The organism is Nonomuraea sp. NPDC048882 (assembly GCF_040649755.1).
Taxonomy (GTDB): Bacteria; Actinomycetota; Actinomycetes; order Streptosporangiales; family Streptosporangiaceae; genus Nonomuraea; species Nonomuraea maheshkhaliensis.
The window spans coordinates 1-18346 of record NZ_JBEZGB010000044.1 but is presented as its reverse complement, the minus strand read 5'-3'; the positions used below and the strand labels follow the sequence as shown (position 1 = coordinate 18346).

Annotated in this window: 2 protein-coding genes; both read right to left on the bottom strand. The window is 73.3% G+C overall.

The genetic code is table 11. From position 1 onward, the window contains the following. Positions 1-7610, bottom strand: a 7610-nt coding sequence (locus AB0C27_RS55895; RefSeq protein ID WP_357863532.1) for an amino acid adenylation domain-containing protein, incomplete at its 3' end; no start/stop codon positions are given. Continuing rightward, on the bottom strand, positions 7610-18331 hold the full coding sequence (locus AB0C27_RS55890) for an amino acid adenylation domain-containing protein (RefSeq protein WP_357863529.1): 10722 nt from the start codon (positions 18329-18331) through the stop codon (positions 7610-7612). The genes AB0C27_RS55890 and AB0C27_RS55895, both read right to left, overlap by 1 nt. Positions 18332-18346 lie beyond the last annotated feature (15 nt).

The following is an 18346-nucleotide window of genomic DNA, read 5'->3' as shown; positions in this document are numbered from 1 at the left end:
TCCGCCCCCACCACCGCCACCGCACCCGGCGACCGCACCACCTGCCCCTCAAACAACTCCACCAACGACCCCGCCGACACCCCCACACCCGTCTCGTTCCACCCCTCCACCACCTGACGCCACTCACCCTCACCCATCACCTCAACCCCACTCACCCGCACCGCAGGCTGAGTGGTCACCACGTCGAGCACCCGCGCCAACCGCGACACCAGCAACTCGGCCGTCCGCCGGTCGAACAGGTCGGCCGCCGCCACCAGCGACCCCCGCAGCCCGCCCGCCCCCGGCACCTCCACCACCGTGAAGTCCAGGTCGAACTTGGCCGCCGTCGTCCCCGGCGAGATCCCCTCGGCGTGCACCCCCGGCAGGCTCAGCGTCGCCTCGGCGTTGTTCTGGACCTTGAACATCACCTGGAACAGGGGATGCCGCGCCATCGACCGCGCCGGCGCCAGCTCCTCCACCAGCCGCTCGAACGGCACGTCCTGGTGGTCGAACGCCTCCAGGCTCCGCTCCCGCACCCGTGCCAGCAGCTCGCGGAACGTCGGGTCCCCCGACAGGTCCGTCCGGACGACGAGCGTGTTGATGAAGAAGCCGACGAGGTCGTTCAGCGCCTCGTCGTTCCGCCCGGCGGTCGCCGCTCCCATCGGGAGGTCGGTCCCGGCCCCGAGCCGCGACAGCAGCACGGCGAGCGCGGCCTGCACCACCATGTACGTGGTGACGCCCTCCAGCCGCGCCAGCTCGGCGAGCCGGGCGTGCACCTCGGCCGGCACCTCGATCGGCACCAGGTGCCCCCGGTGCGAGGCCGTCTCCGGCCTGGGCCGGTCGAAGGGCAGCTCCAGCTCCTCAGGCGCTCCGGCCAGCGCCGCGCGCCAGTACGCGACCTGCCCGGAGATCAGGCTGTCCGGATCGTTCTCGTCGCCGAGCGACTTCCGCTGCCAGAGCGTGTAGTCGGCGTACTGCACGGGCAGCGGCTCCCACTCCGGGATCGTGCCGGCCACCCTGGCGCGGTACGCGGCGGCGAGGTCGGCGGCCAGCGGCCCCATCGAGGCCCCGTCCGCGGCGATGTGGTGGACCACGACCACCAGCGCGTGCTCGTCCGGCGTCACCGTGAACAGGCAGGCCCTGATCGGCGCCTCGGCCGCCAGGTCGAAGGCGTACGCCGCCGCCTCGGCGACCGCGCCGGGCAGCTCGGCGGCGGTGACGCCGGCCGTCCCCAGCTCCCAGCCGAGCTCGTCGGCCGCGAGGATCCGCTGGCAGGGCTCCCCGCCGGCGACGGGGTAGATCGTGCGCAGCACTTCGTGCCGCCCGATCACGTCCAGGAACGCCGCGTTCAGCGCCGCCGCGTCCACCCCTCCCGACAGCGACAGCGACACGGGGATGTTGTACGTCGGGCTCGGCCCTTCGAGCTGGCCGATGAACCAGAGCCGCTGCTGCGCGTACGACAGGGGCACTCGCTCGGGCCGGTCCATCCGCGCCAGCCCCTCGCGGGCACTGCCGGCGCCGGCCAGCCGGGCGGCGAGCCGCTCGACCGTGGACGCCTCGAACAGGTCCTTCAGCGGCACCTCGACGCCGAGCGCGGCCCGGATCCTGCTGACCAGTCGCACCGCCAGCAGCGAGTGCCCGCCGAGCCGGAAGAAGTCGTCATCGACCCCGACGCTCTCCAGCCCCAGCACCTCGGCGAACGCCTCGCACAGCGCGGCCTCCTCGTGGGTGCCGGGCGGCCGGCCGGAGCCGGCGGTGTACGCGGGAGCAGGCAGCGCCTTGCGGTCGAGCTTGCCGTTGACCGACACGGGCAACGACTCCAGCACGACCACGGCCGACGGCACCATGTACTCCGGCAACCGCTCACCGGCGAAGCGCCGTATCGTCTCCTCGATCCCGGCCCGGTCACCGGCCGGAACCACGTAAGCGACCAGCCGCACGTCCCCTGACACGTCCTCCCGAGGCACCACCGCCACCTGCCCCACCTCGGGACAGTCGGCCAGGACCAGGCCGACCTCGCTCGGCTCGACCCGGAACCCGCGGATCTTCACCTGGTCGTCGGCCCGCCCGGCGAAGAGCAACTCGCCGTCGGCCGTCCAGCTCACCCGGTCGCCGGTCCGATACATCCGCTCGCCCACTTCGAATGGGCACGCCACGAAGCGCTCGGCCGTCAGTCCGGGACGGCCGGTGTAGCCGCGGGTCACCTGGATCCCGGCGATGTGCAGCTCTCCGACGACGCCGGGCGGCACCGGCCGGAGGAACTCGTCCAGCACGTACGTCCGCGTGTTGGCCACCGGCCGCCCGATCGGCACCGAGGACCCGTCCCAGCCGGGCGGGCACCGCCACGCGGTGACCTCGATCGACGCCTCGGTGGGCCCGTAGTAGTTCTCCAGCCCGACCCCGCCCAGCACCTCGGCGAAGCGCCGCGTCGCGTGCACCGGCAGCGCCTCACCGGAACAGGCCACCCACCGCAGCCCGCCGCACTGCGCGGCGGCCGGCTCGGCGAGGAACGCCTCCAGCATCGACGGGACGAAGTGGGCCACATCCACCCGCTCACGGCGGATCAACTCAGCCAGATAAGCCGCGTCACGATGCCCGCCGGGCCGGGCCAGGACCAGCACGCCACCCCACAGCAGCGGCCAGAAGAACTCCCACACCGACACGTCGAACCCGAACGACGTCTTCTGCAACACCCGGGTCCCCTGCGGCAGCCGCAGCCGCTCCTGCATCCAGGCCAGCCGGTTCACCACACCCGCATGAGGCACAACGACACCCTTGGGCCGCCCCGTCGAACCCGACGTGAACATCACATAAGCCGCATTCGCGCCGGTCGGCACGCCGCCACGCTCCACGGCGGTCAACGCCTGGCCGGGCTGGGCCGCCAGCTCCGCCCGTACCGCCGGATCGTCCAGCACGACCCGCGCGATCCCGCCGGGCAGCCGCACGCCGGACGAGGTGATCACGCACACCGCGCCGGCCTGCTCCACCAGGTACGCCATCCGTTCGGCCGGATAGTCGGGATCCACCGGCAGATAGGCGGCCCCGGCCTTCAGCACGGCCAGCAGCGCCACCACCAGATCGACGCCGCGTTCCAGCGACACCCCGACCACGGACTCCACCCCGGCGCCACGGGCCACGAGCAGGCGCGCGAGCCGGTTCGCCCGCGCGTCCAGCTCGGCGAAGGTCAGCTCCGTCCCGTCGCCCACCACCGCCGTCGCGTCTGGAAGCGCGGCCGCCCGGGCCTCGAACAGCTCCGCCAGCGTGCCGGCCGGCCGGTCCGCGGCAGTGTCGTTCCACTGCTCCAGCACCCGGTGCCGCTCATCGGCGTCCAGTACGTCCACGTCGCCCAGCCGGGTGCCGGGTTCGGCGGTCAGCGCGTCGAGCACCCGCAGCCACCGCGCCACCAACTGCTCGGCCGTCTCGCGGTCGAACAGGTCGGCGGCGGCCCGCAGCGTGCCGCGCAGCCCCGGCGTCTCGCCCTGAGGGCCGGCGAGCTCGGTCAGGCTCAGCTCCACGTCGAACTTGGCCGGCGGCTCGTGCACCGGCAGCTCGGAGACCCGCACGCCGGGCAGCCGCAGCGCGGCCTCGCCGGTGTTCTGCAGGGTTAGCAGCACCTGGAACAGCGGATGCCGGGCCATCGACCGCGCCGGCGCCAGCTCCTCGACCAGCCGCTCGAACGGCACGTCCTGGTGGTCGAAGGCGGCCACACTCGACTCGCGCACCCGGCCCAGCAGCTCGCGGAACGTCGGATTGCCGGACAGATCGGTGCGCAGGACGAGCGTGTTGACGAAGAAGCCGACGAGGTCGTCCAGCGCCTCGTCCATGCGTCCCGCGTTCGGCGACCCGATCGGGACGTCGGTGCCGGCGCCGAGCCGCGACAGCAGCACCGCCAGCGCGGCCTGCACCACCATGAACGTCGTGACGCCCTCGGCCCGCGCCACCTCGGCCAGCCGCGCGTGCGTCCCGGCCGGGACCTCGACGGGGACGGTGTGCCCCCGGTAGGAGGGCACGGCCGGGCGCGGCCGGTCCACCGGGAGCGCCAGCTCCTCCGGCGCGCCGGCCAGCGCGTCGCGCCAGTGACGGAGCTGCCGGGCGATCACGCTGTCCTCGTCCTGGTCCTCGCCCAGCAGGTCCCGCTGCCAGAGCGCGTAGTCGGCGTACTGCACCGGCAGCGGCTCCCAGTCCGGCGCCCGCCCGTCGCGGCGGGCCGCGTACGCCGCCGACAGGTCCCGCGCGAGCAGGCCCATCGACCAGCCGTCACCGGCGATGTGGTGCACGACCACGACCAGCACGTGCTCGTCCGCCGCTGCCGAGAACAACCACGCCCGCACCGGCACTTCAGCCGACAGATCGAACGCGTGCCCCACGGCCGCACCGACCGCCGCGTCCAGCTCCTGCGGCGCCACCTCGACCGCCGCCAGCTCCCACTCCAGCTCGGCCGACGGCACCACCCGCTGGTACGGCTCCCCGTCCACCTCGGGAAAGACCGTCCGCAGCACCTCGTGCCGCTCGATCACGTCCCGCAACGCCGCCTCCAGCGCCACGGGATCGACCCCGGCGGACAGGCGGAGCACGGCGGGCACGTTGTAGGTGGCGCTCGGCCCTTCGAGCCGGCCGATGAACCAGAGCCGCTGCTGCGCGAACGACAGCGGCACCCGTTCCGGCCGCTCCACCACGCGCAGCGCCTTGCGCGCCGCCCCCGCCTCGCCGATCCGGGCCGCCAGCGCCGCCACCGTCGGCGTCTCGAACAGCCAGCGCAGCGGCACCTCCGTGCCCAGCTCCGCCCGGATCCGGCTGATCATGCGCACGGCCAGCAGCGAGTGGCCGCCCAGCCGGAAGAAGTCGTCGTCCACGCCCACGCTCACGCCGTCCAGCCCCAGCACGTCGGCGAAGGCGCGGCACAGGAGCTCCTCCAGCGGCGTGGCCGCGGCCCGGCCCCGGCTCGGCTCCTCCTGGTCCAGGGCCGGCAGGGCGGCACGGTCCACCTCGCCGTCCGGGGTCAGCGGCAGCGCGTCGAGCACGACCACCGCCGCGGGCATCAGGTGCCTGGGCAGCCTGTCGGCGGCGTGGCGGTGCAGCAGGCGGGGCCGTACGTCCGTGCCCGCGACGTAGGCCACCAGGCGGACGTCACCGGAGGCGTCCTGACGGGCGACCACCGCCGCCCGCGACACCTGCGGGTGCGCCGCCAGCACCGACTCCACCTCGCCCGGTTCGACCCGGAACCCACCGATCCGCACCTGGTCGTCGGTCCGGCCGAGGTGTTCCAGGCTTCCACCGGCGGTCCAGCGGACGAGGTCGCCGCTGCGGTGCATGCGGGCGCCCGGCTCGTACGGGCAGGCCACGAACCGCTCCGCCGTCAGACCCGGCTTGCCCACGTAACCGCGTGCCACCTGGGCACCCGCGAGATACAACTCACCCGGCACACCGGGCGGCACCGGCCGCAGGCGCTCGTCCAGCACGTACACCCGGCAGTTCGCGACCGGCCGCCCGTCCCGGACACACTCCTCCATCCCGCCCGCGCCCCGATACGCAGGCCCTCCCTCGACCGCCGCCCCGGACACCAGTTGCGCCCACAGACCCGCCATAGGCGCTTGGGGTGCCCACACGACCTGATTCGCCAGCGCGGCATGCGTCACCACCACACCCTTGGGGCCGGGCTCGTAGAGCACAGACGCCGCCTGCTCCGGGGCCGGCACGTGCTCCGGCCGGGCGGGAGTAACCTCCGCCGGCCGCCGCTCGGTCTCAGGGGCGTCGAGCACGAGCAGCCGCACCGGCCCCTCAGCCGGCCGCCGCTCCGCTTCCAAGTCGTCGAGCGCGAGCGGCTGCGCCGATCGCCCCGGGAGCTTCGCCGCGAGGTCGGCGCTGGTGAGCGCCAGCGCGGCGCGGCTGTCGGCCAGCATGAAGGCGATCCGCCCCGCCGGATCAGCGGGATCGATCGGCAGGCAGGCCGCCCCCGCCTGCCACACCGCCAGCGCCGCGACGACCGCCTCGGCTCCGGGCTCCAGGCACACGCCCACCACCGACTCGGGGCCGACACCCTCGCTCACCAGCACCCGCGCCAGCCGGCCGGCCCGCTCCCACACCTCCGCATACGACATCACGCCGCCGGCCCAACGCACCGCCGCCGCGTCGGGCGTCCTGACCGCCTGCGCCTCGAACGCCGCCACCACCGAAGCACCGGTGCCGCCGACAGCATCGCCGCCGATCTCGCCGCCGGTGCCAGCACTGGTGCCGATCTCGCCGCCGGTGCTGGTGCCGATGCCGTTCCACTCCTCCAGCACCCGCCGCCGTTCCGCAGCGTCGAGGAGTTCCACCTCGCTCAGCCGTACCGACGGCTCGGCGGTCACCGCCGACAGCACCCGCACCAGCCGCGACACCAGCAGCTCGGCCGAGGAGCGGTCGAACAGGTCGGCGGCGGCCAGCATGCGCCCGCGCAGCCCGGCGGGCGCGCCGTTCGTGTCGAAGACCTCGCCGGCCAGCACCTCGATGTCGAGCTTGGCCGCCGAGTCACCGGGCGGCAGCTCCTCGGCGCGCACGCCGGGCAGCCGCAGCGACGCCTCGCCGGTGTTCTGCGGGTTCAGCATGACCTGGAACACCGGGTGCCGGGCCATCGACCGCGTCTGTGCCAGCTCCTCCACCAGCCGCTCGAACGGCACGTCCTGGTGGTCGAAGGCCGCCAGGGTGGCCTCGCGTACCCGGTCGAGCAGGTCGCGGAACGTCGGATCCCCCGACAGGTCGGCCCTCACCACCAGCGTGTTGACGAAGCAGCCGACCAGGTCCTCCAGCGCCTCGTCGGTACGCCCGGCGTTGGCCAGCCCGAGCGGCAGGTCCGTCCCCGCTCCCAGGCGCGACAGCAGCACCGCCAGCGCGGACTGAACCACCATGAACGTGGTCACGCCCTCGGCCCTGGCCAGCTCCACCGCGCGGGCGTGCACCCCGGCCGGCACCTCGACCGGCACGCTGTGGCTCCGGTAGGAGGGCATCGCCGGGCGCGGCCGATCCACCGGCAGCGCCAGCTCCTCCGGCGCCCCGGCCAGCGCGTCCCGCCAGTAGGCCAACTGCTCCGACAGCACGCTCTCCGGGTCCCGTTCGTCACCCAGGAGTTCCCGCTGCCACAGCGCATAGTCCGCGTACTGCACCGGCAGCGGCTCCCACTCAGGAGCCCGCCCCTCGCAACGGGCCGCATACGCCGCCGAGACATCCCGCCCCAGCGGCCCCAAAGACCACAAGTCGCCCGCGATGTGGTGCACGACCACGACCAGCACGTGCTCGTCCGGCGCCACCGAGAACAGCCACGCCCGCACCGGCACCTCGGCCGACAGATCGAACGCGTGCCCCACGGCCGCACCGATCGCCGCGTCCAGTTCCTCGGGTGCCACTTCGGCCGTCGTCAGCGCCCAGTCCAGCTCGGCCACCGGCAGCACGTGCTGGTGGGGCTCGCCGTTCACGGTGGGGAAGACCGTGCGCAGCACCTCGTGCCGGCCGATCACGTCCCGCAGTGCCGCGTCCAGCGCCGCCCGGTCGACCTCGCCCGACAGGCGCTGGGCGATCCGGATGTTGTAGATCGCGCTCGGGCCTTCCACCTGCGCGATGAACCAGAGCCGCCGCTGCGCGAATGACAACGGAATCATCAGGAACCCTCCCGGGTACGCATCGGCCGTAGCGCCGGTCTGGCCGGCTTCCTGTCTCCGAGCTGTCGTGCCAGCTGGGCCACCGTCCGCGCGGTGAAGAGCGTGCGCAGCGGCACCTCGACGCCGAGCGCGGTCCGCACCCGGCCGGCCAGCCGCACCGCCAGCAGCGAGTGGCCGCCCAGCGCGAAGAAGTCGTCGTCGACCCCGACCTCGGGCAGCCCGAGCACCTGGGCGAACAGCTCGCACAGGGTCTCCTCGCGGACGCCGGCCGGCTTGCGCCCGCCGCCCGCCCGGTACGCGGGCGCGGGCAGCGCCTTGCGGTCGAGCTTGCCGCTGGTGGTCACGGGCAGCGCGGCCAGCGTCACGACGGCGGCTGGCACCATGTGCGCCGGCAACCGCTCGGCCGCGAACGCCCGCACCGCCTCACCCAGTCCCACATCCTCGGTCTCCCGTCCGTCGTCCTTCTCCGGGACGATGTAGGCGACCAGGGACTTCGTACCCGGGACGTCCTCTCGCGCGATCACCGCCGCCTGGAACACCCCGGGATGGGCGGCCACCACCGCCTGCACCTCTCCCGGCTCGATCCGGAAGCCCCGGATCTTCACCTGGTCGTCGCCACGTCCGGCGAACACCAGCCGCCCGTCCTCCGTCCACCGCACCCGGTCCCCGGTCCGGTACATCCGTCCGCCCTCCGGGCCGAAGGGGTCGGCCAGGAAGCGCTCGGCGCTCAGCCCGGGGCGGCCGGCGTACCCGCGCGCGACCTGCGCGCCGGCCAGGTACAGCTCCCCGGCCACGCCCGGCGGCACCGGGCGCAACCGGTCGTCCAGGACATAGGCCCGGGTGTTCACGTTGGGCCGGCCGATCGACACCTCACCCCCGGAGTCCCCGGGGTCCCGGGAGTCCCCGGACATCGGCTCGTCCGTCATCGCGGAGCAGACCGTCACCTCGGTCGGGCCGTAGGCGTTCACCAGCCGGCGCCCCGGGCCCCAGCGCGCCACCAGCTCAGGCCCCAGCGCCTCGCCGCCGGCCACCAACGTCCGTACGCCGGCCAGGTCGGAGGGCGTCAGCACGCTCAGCGACGAGGGCGGCACCAGCGCGTGACTCACGCGGAGCCGGGCCACCACCTCGGCAAGGCCGGCGCCAGGCAGCAGGTCGTGGGCGTCGGCCACCACCAGGCAGCCGCCCGACCACAACGCCACCAGCACCTCCCAGCAGGCGGCGTCGAAGCCCGGCGAGGCCAGTTGCAGCACCCGGTCTCCGGCGCCCACCTGCCATCCCCCCGCCGTCAGCAGGTTGACCGCGCCTTCGTGGGTGACCATCACCCCCTTCGGCCGCCCGGTGGAGCCGGAGGTGTAGATCACGTACGCTAGGCAGCCCGGCACCAGTCGCCCGGCACGCTCACGGGCGCTCAACCGCTCGCCGGACAGCCCGCCCAGCTCCGTCACGACCGCCGGATCGTCGACCACCACCTGCCGCACGCCGCCGAGCCCGCGCCCGGCCTGCGCCGAGGAGGTCACCACCAGCGCCGCGTCCGCGTCGGCCAGGGAGAACGCGATCCGGTCCGCCGGATACACGGGGTCGAGCGGCAGGAACGCGGCGCCCGCCTTCAGCACGCCCAGCACCGCGACGACCCACTCCACCCCTCGCCCCAGCACGAGGCCGACCGTCGACTCCACCGCCACGCCCCGGCCGATCAGCAGCCTGGCCAGCCGGTTCGCCCGTTCGTCCAGCTCCGCGTACGACAGCTCCGCCTCGCCCGAGGCCACCGCGACCGCGGCGGGCGACCGGGAGACCTGCGCCTCGAAGAGCTCGACCAGCGTCGCGGGCGCCACCTCCGCCGCCGCGCCGTTCCACTCCGTGAGCATCCGGCGGCACTCGGCCGTGTCGAGCACGGACACGGAGTGCAGGGGCTGATCCGGCTCCTCGTCGAGGGCCGATTCCAGCGCGGTCACCAGGCTCTCCGCCGCCGTCCGCACCAGCGCGGCCACGGCATGGGCGTCGATCGGCGCGACGGCGTCCACCGCCAGCCTGATGGCGTCGCCGTCGTCGTCCGCGAGCAGCGCGAGCGGGTAGTTCGTGCGCTCGTGCGCGTACACGAGACGTACGCCCTCCATCGACTCGTCCCAGCGCGCGCCGAGATCCTGCCCGGTGTTGCGCCGGTAGTTGAGGATGGCGGTGAACAGCGGCGTGTCCCCCGTCACCCCGCTCGCCTGCTGCGCCAGGGTGAGCGGCGCGTGTTCGTGCTCCAGCAGCTCCCCGAGCTGGGAACGCATCTCGAACACGGCGTCGCGGGCGCCGATCGCGCCCGTGCGCACACGTACCGGAAGGGTGTTGATGAACGGGCCGGGCACACGGTCGGCGCCCAGGCCCGCGTTCATCCGCCCGAACAGCACGGTGCCGAAGACCACGTCGTCCCGGCCGGAGACCACCGCGATCACCCGCGCCCAGAGCACGTGCAGCACCGTCGCCGGGCTGACACCGAGGCGGCGCGACACCTCGCGCAGGCGGCCGACCAGCTCCGGCGCCGCCTCGATCGGCGCGCGCACGACGCCGGCGCCGTCGCCACGCACGTCCACCACGCCGTACGGGGCGGTCGGCTCCTCGACGTCGCCGAGCAACGCGCCGAAGTACCGCTCGTGCTCGGACCGCCGCACCCCGCCACGGGCCTGCGCCACGAAGTCGCGGAACGGCAGCGGCTCGGGCAGCTCGTCCCCGCGTCCGGTCATGATGGCGAGGATCTCCGCGAGCAGCACCTCCAGCGCGGTGCCGTCGCGCACCATGTGGTGGGCGCGCACCAGGACCAGCCAGCGCTCGCTGCCCGGCTCGGCCGCGAGGTGCGTGTCGAGCAGCGGCGGCCGGCCCAGGTCCATGATCCGGCCGCCGGCCGCGACCAGCTCGGCCACCGGATCCGCGCCGCGCGGGTCGAGCACCACCTGCTCGACCGGCAGCGCGGCCCGGCGCCACACCACCTGGACCGGCTCGCGCAGCCCTTCCCACACGTACGAGGTGCGGTAGATGTCGTGCCTGGCCACCACCTGCCGCAACGCGTCGAGGAAGGCGTCGAGCCGCTGCCGCGAGTCGAACCGCAGCACGGCCGGCATCACGTACGCGTCGTCGCCGCCGCCGGCGAGCAGGTGGTGGAAGAGCAGCCCTTCCTGGAGCGGCGCGAGCGGGTAGACGTCGGCGACGTTGGCCGCCCCGCCTTCGACCGTGGCGACGATCCGGTCGATCTCCTCGGTGGTCAGCTCCACCAGCGGCAGCATCTCGGGGGTGATCTCGGTGGCGCCGGGCGGGATGAGGTTGGGCGGCGGCGTGACGCGGTCGATGCCCGCCGATCCGGCGAGCGCCGCCACCGTCGGCGTGTCGAACAACGTCCGCACCGACACCGAGACGCCCCGGCCGCGCAGCAGCTCCACGAGGCGGACGGCGAGCAGCGAGTGGCCGCCCAGCTCGAAGAAGTCGTCGTCGACCCCGACCGCGGGCAGCCCGAGCACCTCGGCGAACGCGGCGCACAGCGCCTCCTCGCGGGGGCTGGACGGGCCGCGACCGGCTCCCGTGGCGGCGGCGTGGTCGGGCGCGGGCAGGGCGTGGCGGTCCAGCTTGCCGTTGGCGGTCAGCGGCAGCGACTCCAGCACCACCCAGGCCGACGGCACCATGTGGTCCGGCAGCCGCTCGGCCGCGAAGGCGCGCACCACCGACGGCAGTTCGCCCGCGCCCTCCTGATCGACCGGCACCAGGTATCCGACCAGCCGCACGTCACCCGGGGCCGCCTCGCGGGCCACCACCGCGACCTGGTCCACGCCCCGGCACCTGGCCAGCACGGCGCCGACCTCGCCCGGCTCCACCCGGAAGCCGCGGATCTTGACCTGGTCGTCCACCCGCCCGGCGAAGACCAGCTCACCGCCGGGCGTCCAGCGGGCCCGGTCGCCGGTGCGGTACATGCGTCCGCCGCCGAAGGGGCAGGCCACGAACCGTTCGGCGGTCAGTCCCGGACGCCCGAGGTAGCCGCGGGCCAGTTGCGCGCCGGCGACGTAGAGCTCCCCGGTCACGTTCGCGGGCACCGGCGCCAGGTGCTCGTCCAGCACGTACAGGCGGGTGTTCGCGACCGGCGTCCCGACCGGCACCTCGCCGCCGGCCCGCAGGCGGGTGGTCGCGACGCCGATGGTGGTCTCAGTGGGGCCGTAGTGGTTGAACACCGCGCAGCCGCGCCGCTCCGCCGCCGCGAGCAGGTCTTCCACCCAGCCCGGCGCCGCCGCCTCCCCGCCCAGCACCAGCGCGCGAGCGGGCAGCAGCGGCTCCGGCTCGCCGAGCGCCGCCAGGTGGGAGGGCACCATCTTCAGGTAGTCCACGCTCAGGTCGCGCAGCGCCGCCGGGTCGGTGGCGGCGTCCTCCGGCACGATGTGCAGCCGCCCGCCCCTGGTCAGGGCCGCGAAGAGCACCGTGTTGCCCAGGTCGGTCGCCTGGCCCTGCACCAGCGCGTACCGGCCGTCCGCCATGCCCAGCCGTTCCGGCACCGAGGCGACGTAGTTGGCCAGCGCGGCCTGGGTGACCACGACCCCCTTCGGCCGGCCGGTCGAGCCGGAGGTGTAGATGACGTACGCGGCCTGCCCGCCGTGCATCGCCCGCTCGGGCCTGGTGGCGGGCGCCATGTCGAGGCGCATCCTCGCGAACGGGTCGTCGAGGGTGAGCATGCGGCTCGGGCCCGCGGGCAGTTCCTCGGCCAGCTCCGCACTGGTGACCGTGAGCACGGCGCGGCTGTCGGCCAGCATGAACGCGATCCGCTCCACCGGCTGGCGCGGATCGATCGGCACGTACGCCGCCCCGGCCTTCCACACGCCCAGCAACGCCGCGACGAGGTCGGCGCCCCGCTCCAGGCACACGCCCACCACGGACTCGGGCCCGACGCCCTCGCCGATCAGGACCTGGGCCAGGCGGTTCGCCCGCTCGTCCAGCTCGGCGTACGAGACCTCGATCCCGTCGGCCACCACCGCGACCGCGCCGGGATCCTGCGCCTCGAACCGCTCCAGTGCCGGGACGTGAAGCCCGTCCGCCGCCGTGTCGTTCCACTGCTCCAGGACCAGCCGCCGGTCGGCCTCGTCGAGGGTGTCCACGCCGCTCAGCGGCAGCTCCTCGCCGCCGTCGAGGGCCTGTTCGAGCGCGGTCACCAGGTTGGCGGCGGCGGTGCGGACCATCAGGCCGACGCCGCGGGCGTCGATCGGGGCGACCGCGTCCACGGCCACCGACGTGCTGTCGCCGTCGTCGTCGATCAGGACGACGAGGGGGTAGTTGGTGCGCTCGCGCACGGACAGCAGCCGGACGCCGTCCATCTTCCCGTCCACTCCGGCGCCGGTGTTGTGCCGATAATTCAGGAACGAGGTGAACAGCGGCGCGTCGCCCGCGATCCCGCTGGCCTGCTGGGCCAGGGTGAGTGACGCGTGCTCGTGCTCCAGCAGCTCGGCGAGCTGGCCGCGCATGGCCGACACCGCCGCCAGCACGCCCAGCTCGCCCGTACGCAGTCGTACCGGCAGCGTGTTCATGAACGGGCCCGGCACCCGATCCGCGCCGGTCCCGGCGTTCATCCGGCCGAACAGCACCGTGCCGAACACCACGTCAGGGCGGCTCGACGCGGTGGCGAGCACCCGCGCCCAGGCCACGTGCAGCACCGTCGCCGGGCTCACCCCGAGCCGCCTGGCCACCTCACGCAACCGCCCGTGCAGCCCGGTCCCGAACGGGACCACTTCGTGCACGGTGTCGGCACCGTCGCCACGCACGTCCACCAGCCCGAACGGCGCCGTCGGCTCCTGGACGTCGCCCAGCAGCCGGGCGAAGTACCGCGAGTGCTCGGCGTCCTCGACTCCTCCGCGCGCCTGGGCCACGAAGTTCCGGAACGGCAGCGGCTCGGGCAGGTCGGCTCCCTGCCCGGCGAGGAACGCGGCCACCTCGGCGAGCAGCACCTCCAGGGCGGTGTGGTCCCTGACCACGTGGTGCATGCGGACGAGGGCCAGCCACCGGTCATCGCCGGGGACGGCCGCGAGGTGCACGTCCATCAGCGGCGCCCGGTGCAGGTCCATCACCGAGCCGGCCAGCTCCACCAGGGCGCCGGCGGGGTCGGCGCAGTCCGGAGCCAGCGTCACTTCCTCGACCGGCAGCACGGCGTGCCGCCGCACCACCTGCACCGGCTCCCGCAGCCCCGACCACACCAGGGAGGTGCGGTAGATGTCGTGCCGGTCGACCACCCGCTGCAACGCCTCGGCGAACCGCTCCGCCCGCTGCCGCGAGTCGAACTCCAGCACGGCGCGCAGCACGTACGCATCCTCGCCGCCGTCGGCCAGCAGGTGGTGGAAGAGCAGCCCTTCCTGGAGGGGCGCGAGGGGGTAGATGTCGGCCACGTCGGCCGCGCCGCCTTCGACCGTGGCGACGATCCGGTCGATCTCCTCGGCGGTCAGGTCCACCAGTGGCAGCAGGTCCGGGGTGATCTCGGTCGCGCCGGGCGGGATCAGGTTCGGCGGGACCTCCACCTGCCGGGGCCCGGCCGCGGCGGCCAGCCCGGCCACCGTCGGCGTCTCGAACAAGGCCCGCACCGACACCGGCACACCCCGCGACCGCAGCCGCTCCACCAGCCGGATCACCAGTAGCGAGTGGCCGCCGAGCCGGAAGAAGTCGTCGTCCACGCCGACGCTGTCCAGGCCCAGGACTTCGGCGAACGCGGCGCACAGCAGTTCCTCGCGGGCGTCGGCCGGGGCACGTCCGGCTCCTGTCGTGTACTGGGGGGTGGGGAGGGCTTTGCGGTCGAGCTTGCCGTTCACCGTCACCGGCAACTGCTCCAGTACGACCACGGCCGACGGCACCATGTACTCCGGCAACCGCTCGCCGGCGAAGTGCCGCACGGCCTCCTCGATTCCGGCCCGCTCGCCGACCGGGACGACATAGGCGACCAATCGCACCTCTCCCGGCACGTCCTCCCTGGGCACCACCGCCACCTGCCCCACTCCAGGACACGCGGCCAACATCTCGGTCACCTCACCCGGCTCGACCCGGAAACCCCGGATCTTCACCTGATCGTCGGCCCGCCCGGCGAACGACAACTCACCCTCCGCGTTCCAGCTCACGCGGTCGCCGGTCCGATACATGCGCTCGCCCACCTCGAACGGGCAGGCTACGAACCGCTCGGCGCTCAACTCGGCACGGCCCACATAGCCGCGAGCCAACTGGATTCCCGCCACGTACAGCTCGCCGACCACACCCGGTGGCACCGGCGACAACGACTCATCCAGCACATACGCCCGGGTATTGGCCACCGGCCGCCCGATCGGCACCGACGACCCCTCCCAGCCAGGCGAGCACCGCCAAGCCGTCACATCGACCGACGCCTCGGTAGGGCCGTAATAGTTCTCCAGCCCAACCCCGCCCAGCACTTCGAAGAACCGCCGCGTCAGGTGCGTCGGTAGCGCCTCGCCGGAACACACCACCCACCGCAAGCCATCGCAATCGGCAGCGGCCGGCTCAGCCAGGAATACCTCCAGCATCGACGGCACAAAATGCGCCACATCCACCCGTTCGCGACGGATCAACTCCGCCAGATAGGCCGCATCACGATGCCCACCCGGCCGGGCCAACACCAGCACGCCACCCCACAGCAACGGCCAGAAGAACTCCCACACCGACACGTCAAAACCGAACGACGTCTTCTGCAACACCCGGGTCCCCAGCGGCATCCCCAACCGCTCCTGCATCCAGGCCAGCCGATTCACCACACCCGCATGAGGCACCACCACCCCCTTCGGCCGCCCCGTCGAACCCGACGTGAACATCACATAAGCCGCAGCCGACCCCGGGACCACCACTCCCAGCCGCTGACCCGACAGACCCACCGCGTCATCGGGATCCACCACCTCCACACCACCGAAGTCAGCCCTGGCCACCAACCACCGCGCTCCCGCATCCGTCACCATCACGGCCACACGATCAACCGGCAAACCCGGATCCACCGGCAGATAAGCGGCCCCCGTCTTCAAGACCGCCAGCAACGCGACAACCAGATCAACCCCACGCTCCAAACACACCCCCACCACCGACTCCGCCCCGACACCACGCCCCACCAGCAACCGAGCCAGCCGATTCGCCCGTACATCCAGCTCAGCGAAGGTCCACTCCACCCCGTCACCCACCACCGCCACCGCGTCAGGAACCGCAGCCACCCGCGCCTCGAACAACCCTGCCAACGACTCCGCAGGCACCTCCGCACCCGTGTCGTTCCACTCCTCCACCACCAGCCGCCGCCCGGCCTCATCGAGCACGTCCACCCCGCTCAACGGCAGCTCATGCCCACCATCCAAGGCCACTTCGAGCGCGCTCACCAGGTTGCCGGCGGCGGTGCGGACCATCAGACCGACGCTCCTGGCATCGACCGGCGCGACCGCGTCCACGCCCACCGACATGCTGTCGCCGTCGTCGTCGATCAGCACGCCGAGCGGGTAGTTGGTGCGCTCACGCACCAGCAGCAGCCGTGCCCCGTCCAGCCCCGCGTCCACGCCGGCGCCGGTGTTGTGCCGGTAGTTGAGGAACGAGGTGAACAGCGGCACACCGCCCGCCACCCCACAGGCCTGCTGAGCCACGGTGAGCGGCGCGTGCTCGTGCTCCAGAAGCTCGGCCAGCTGACCGCGCATGGCCGACACCGCCGACAACACGCCCAGCTCGCCCGTACGCACTCGTACCGGCAGCGTGTTCATGAACGGCCCCGGCACCCGATCCGCGCCGGTCCCGGCGTTCATCCGGCCGAACAGCACCGTCCCGAACACCACGTCGCGCCGACCTGAGACAGCCGCCAGCACCCGCGCCCACGCCACGTGCAGCACCGTCGCCGGGCTCACCCCGAGCCGCCTGGCCACCTCCCGCAACCGCCCGTGCAGCTCAGCCCCGAACGGCACCACCTCGTGCACGGAGTCGGCGCCGTCGCCACGCACGTCCACCAGCCCGAACGGCGCCGTCGGCTCCGCCACGTCCCCCAGCAGTTCGGCGAAATAGCGTCCGTGCTCGACCTCCAGGTGCCGTGACTGCGCCACGAAGTTCCGGAACGGCAGCGGCTCGGCCAGCTCGGCTCCCCGATCGGCCAGGAACGCCCTCACCTCGGCGAACAGCACCTCCAGCGCCGTGTGATCGCGCACCATGTGATGCATGCGGATGAGGACCAGCCACCGGTCATCGCCGGGGGCCGCCGCAAGGTGCACGTCCATCAGCGGCGCCCGGTGCAGGTCCATCACCGAGCCGGCCAGCTCCACCAGCGCGCCGGCGGGATCGGCACAGTCCGGTGCCGGCACCGTCTCTCGCACCGGCAGCACGGCCTGTCGCCACACCACCTGCACCGGCTCCGGCAGCCCGGCCCAGACGATGGAGGTGCGGTAGATGTCGTGCCGATCCACCACCCGCTGCAACGCCTCGACGAACCGCTCCACCCGGTCCCGCGAGTCGAACTCCAGCACCGCCGGCGTCACGTAGACGTCCGTACCGCCGTCGGCCAGCAGGTGGTGGAAGAGCAGCCCTTCCTGGAGCGGCGCGAGCGGGTAGACGTCGGCCACGTTCGCCGCGCCGCCCTCGACCGTGGCGACGACCCGCCCGATCTCCTCGGCGGTCAGCTCCACCAACGGCAACATCTCCGGCGTGATCTCGGTCGCGTCGGCGGGGATCAGGTTGCCGGGCATGTCGGTCTGCCCGGTGCTCACCGACGCGGCCAGGCCCGCCGGGGTGGGGGTGTCGAACAGGGCGCGTACCGAGACGGAGACGCCGCGCGAGCGCAGGACCTCGACGAGCCGGATCACCAGCAGGGAGTGGCCGCCGAGTCGGTAGAAGTCGTCGTCGGCGCTCACGCTCTCCAAGCCGAGCACGTCGGCGAAGGCGGCACAGACGATCTCCTCGCGCGCGTTGGCGGGGGCACGACCGGTCCCGGCGGCGTATCGGGGGGCGGGGAGCGCCTTGCGGTCGAGCTTGCCGTTCACCGTCACCGGCAACTGCTCCAGCACCACCACGGCCGACGGCACCATGTACTCCGGCAACCGCCCCGCCGCGAAGCTCCGCACCTCCTCCGCGAGCCGCGCGCCGTCCCCATCAGGAACCACGTAGGCGACCAGTCGCACCTCTCCAGGCACGTCCTCCCGCGCCACCACCGCCACCTGCCCCACCCCAGGACAAGCGGCCAGCACCTCCGTGACCTCACCAGGCTCCACCCGGAAACCCCGGATCTTCACCTGATCGTCAGCCCGACCGGCGAACAACAACTCGCCCTCGGCGTTCCAGCTCACGCGGTCGCCGGTCCGATACATCCGCTCGCCCACCTCGAACGGGCAGGCCACGAACCGCTCGGCACTCAGCCCCGCACGCCCGGCATAGCCACGAGCCAGCTGAATCCCCGCCATATACAGCTCGCCGACTACACCCGGCGGCACCGGCGACAACGACTCATCCAGCACATACGCCCGCGTATTAGCCACCGGCCGCCCAATCGGCACCGACGACCCCTCCCAGCCCGGGGAACACCGCCAAGCCGTCACATCGACCGACGCCTCGGTTGGGCCGTAGTAGTTCTCCAGTCCCACCCCGCCCAGCACCTCGAAGAACCGCCGCATCACATGGAGCGGCAACGCCTCACCCGAACACACCACCCACCGCAAGCCATCACAGTCGGCAGCGGCCGGCTCAGCCAGGAAAACCTCCAGCATCGACGGCACAAAATGCGCCACATC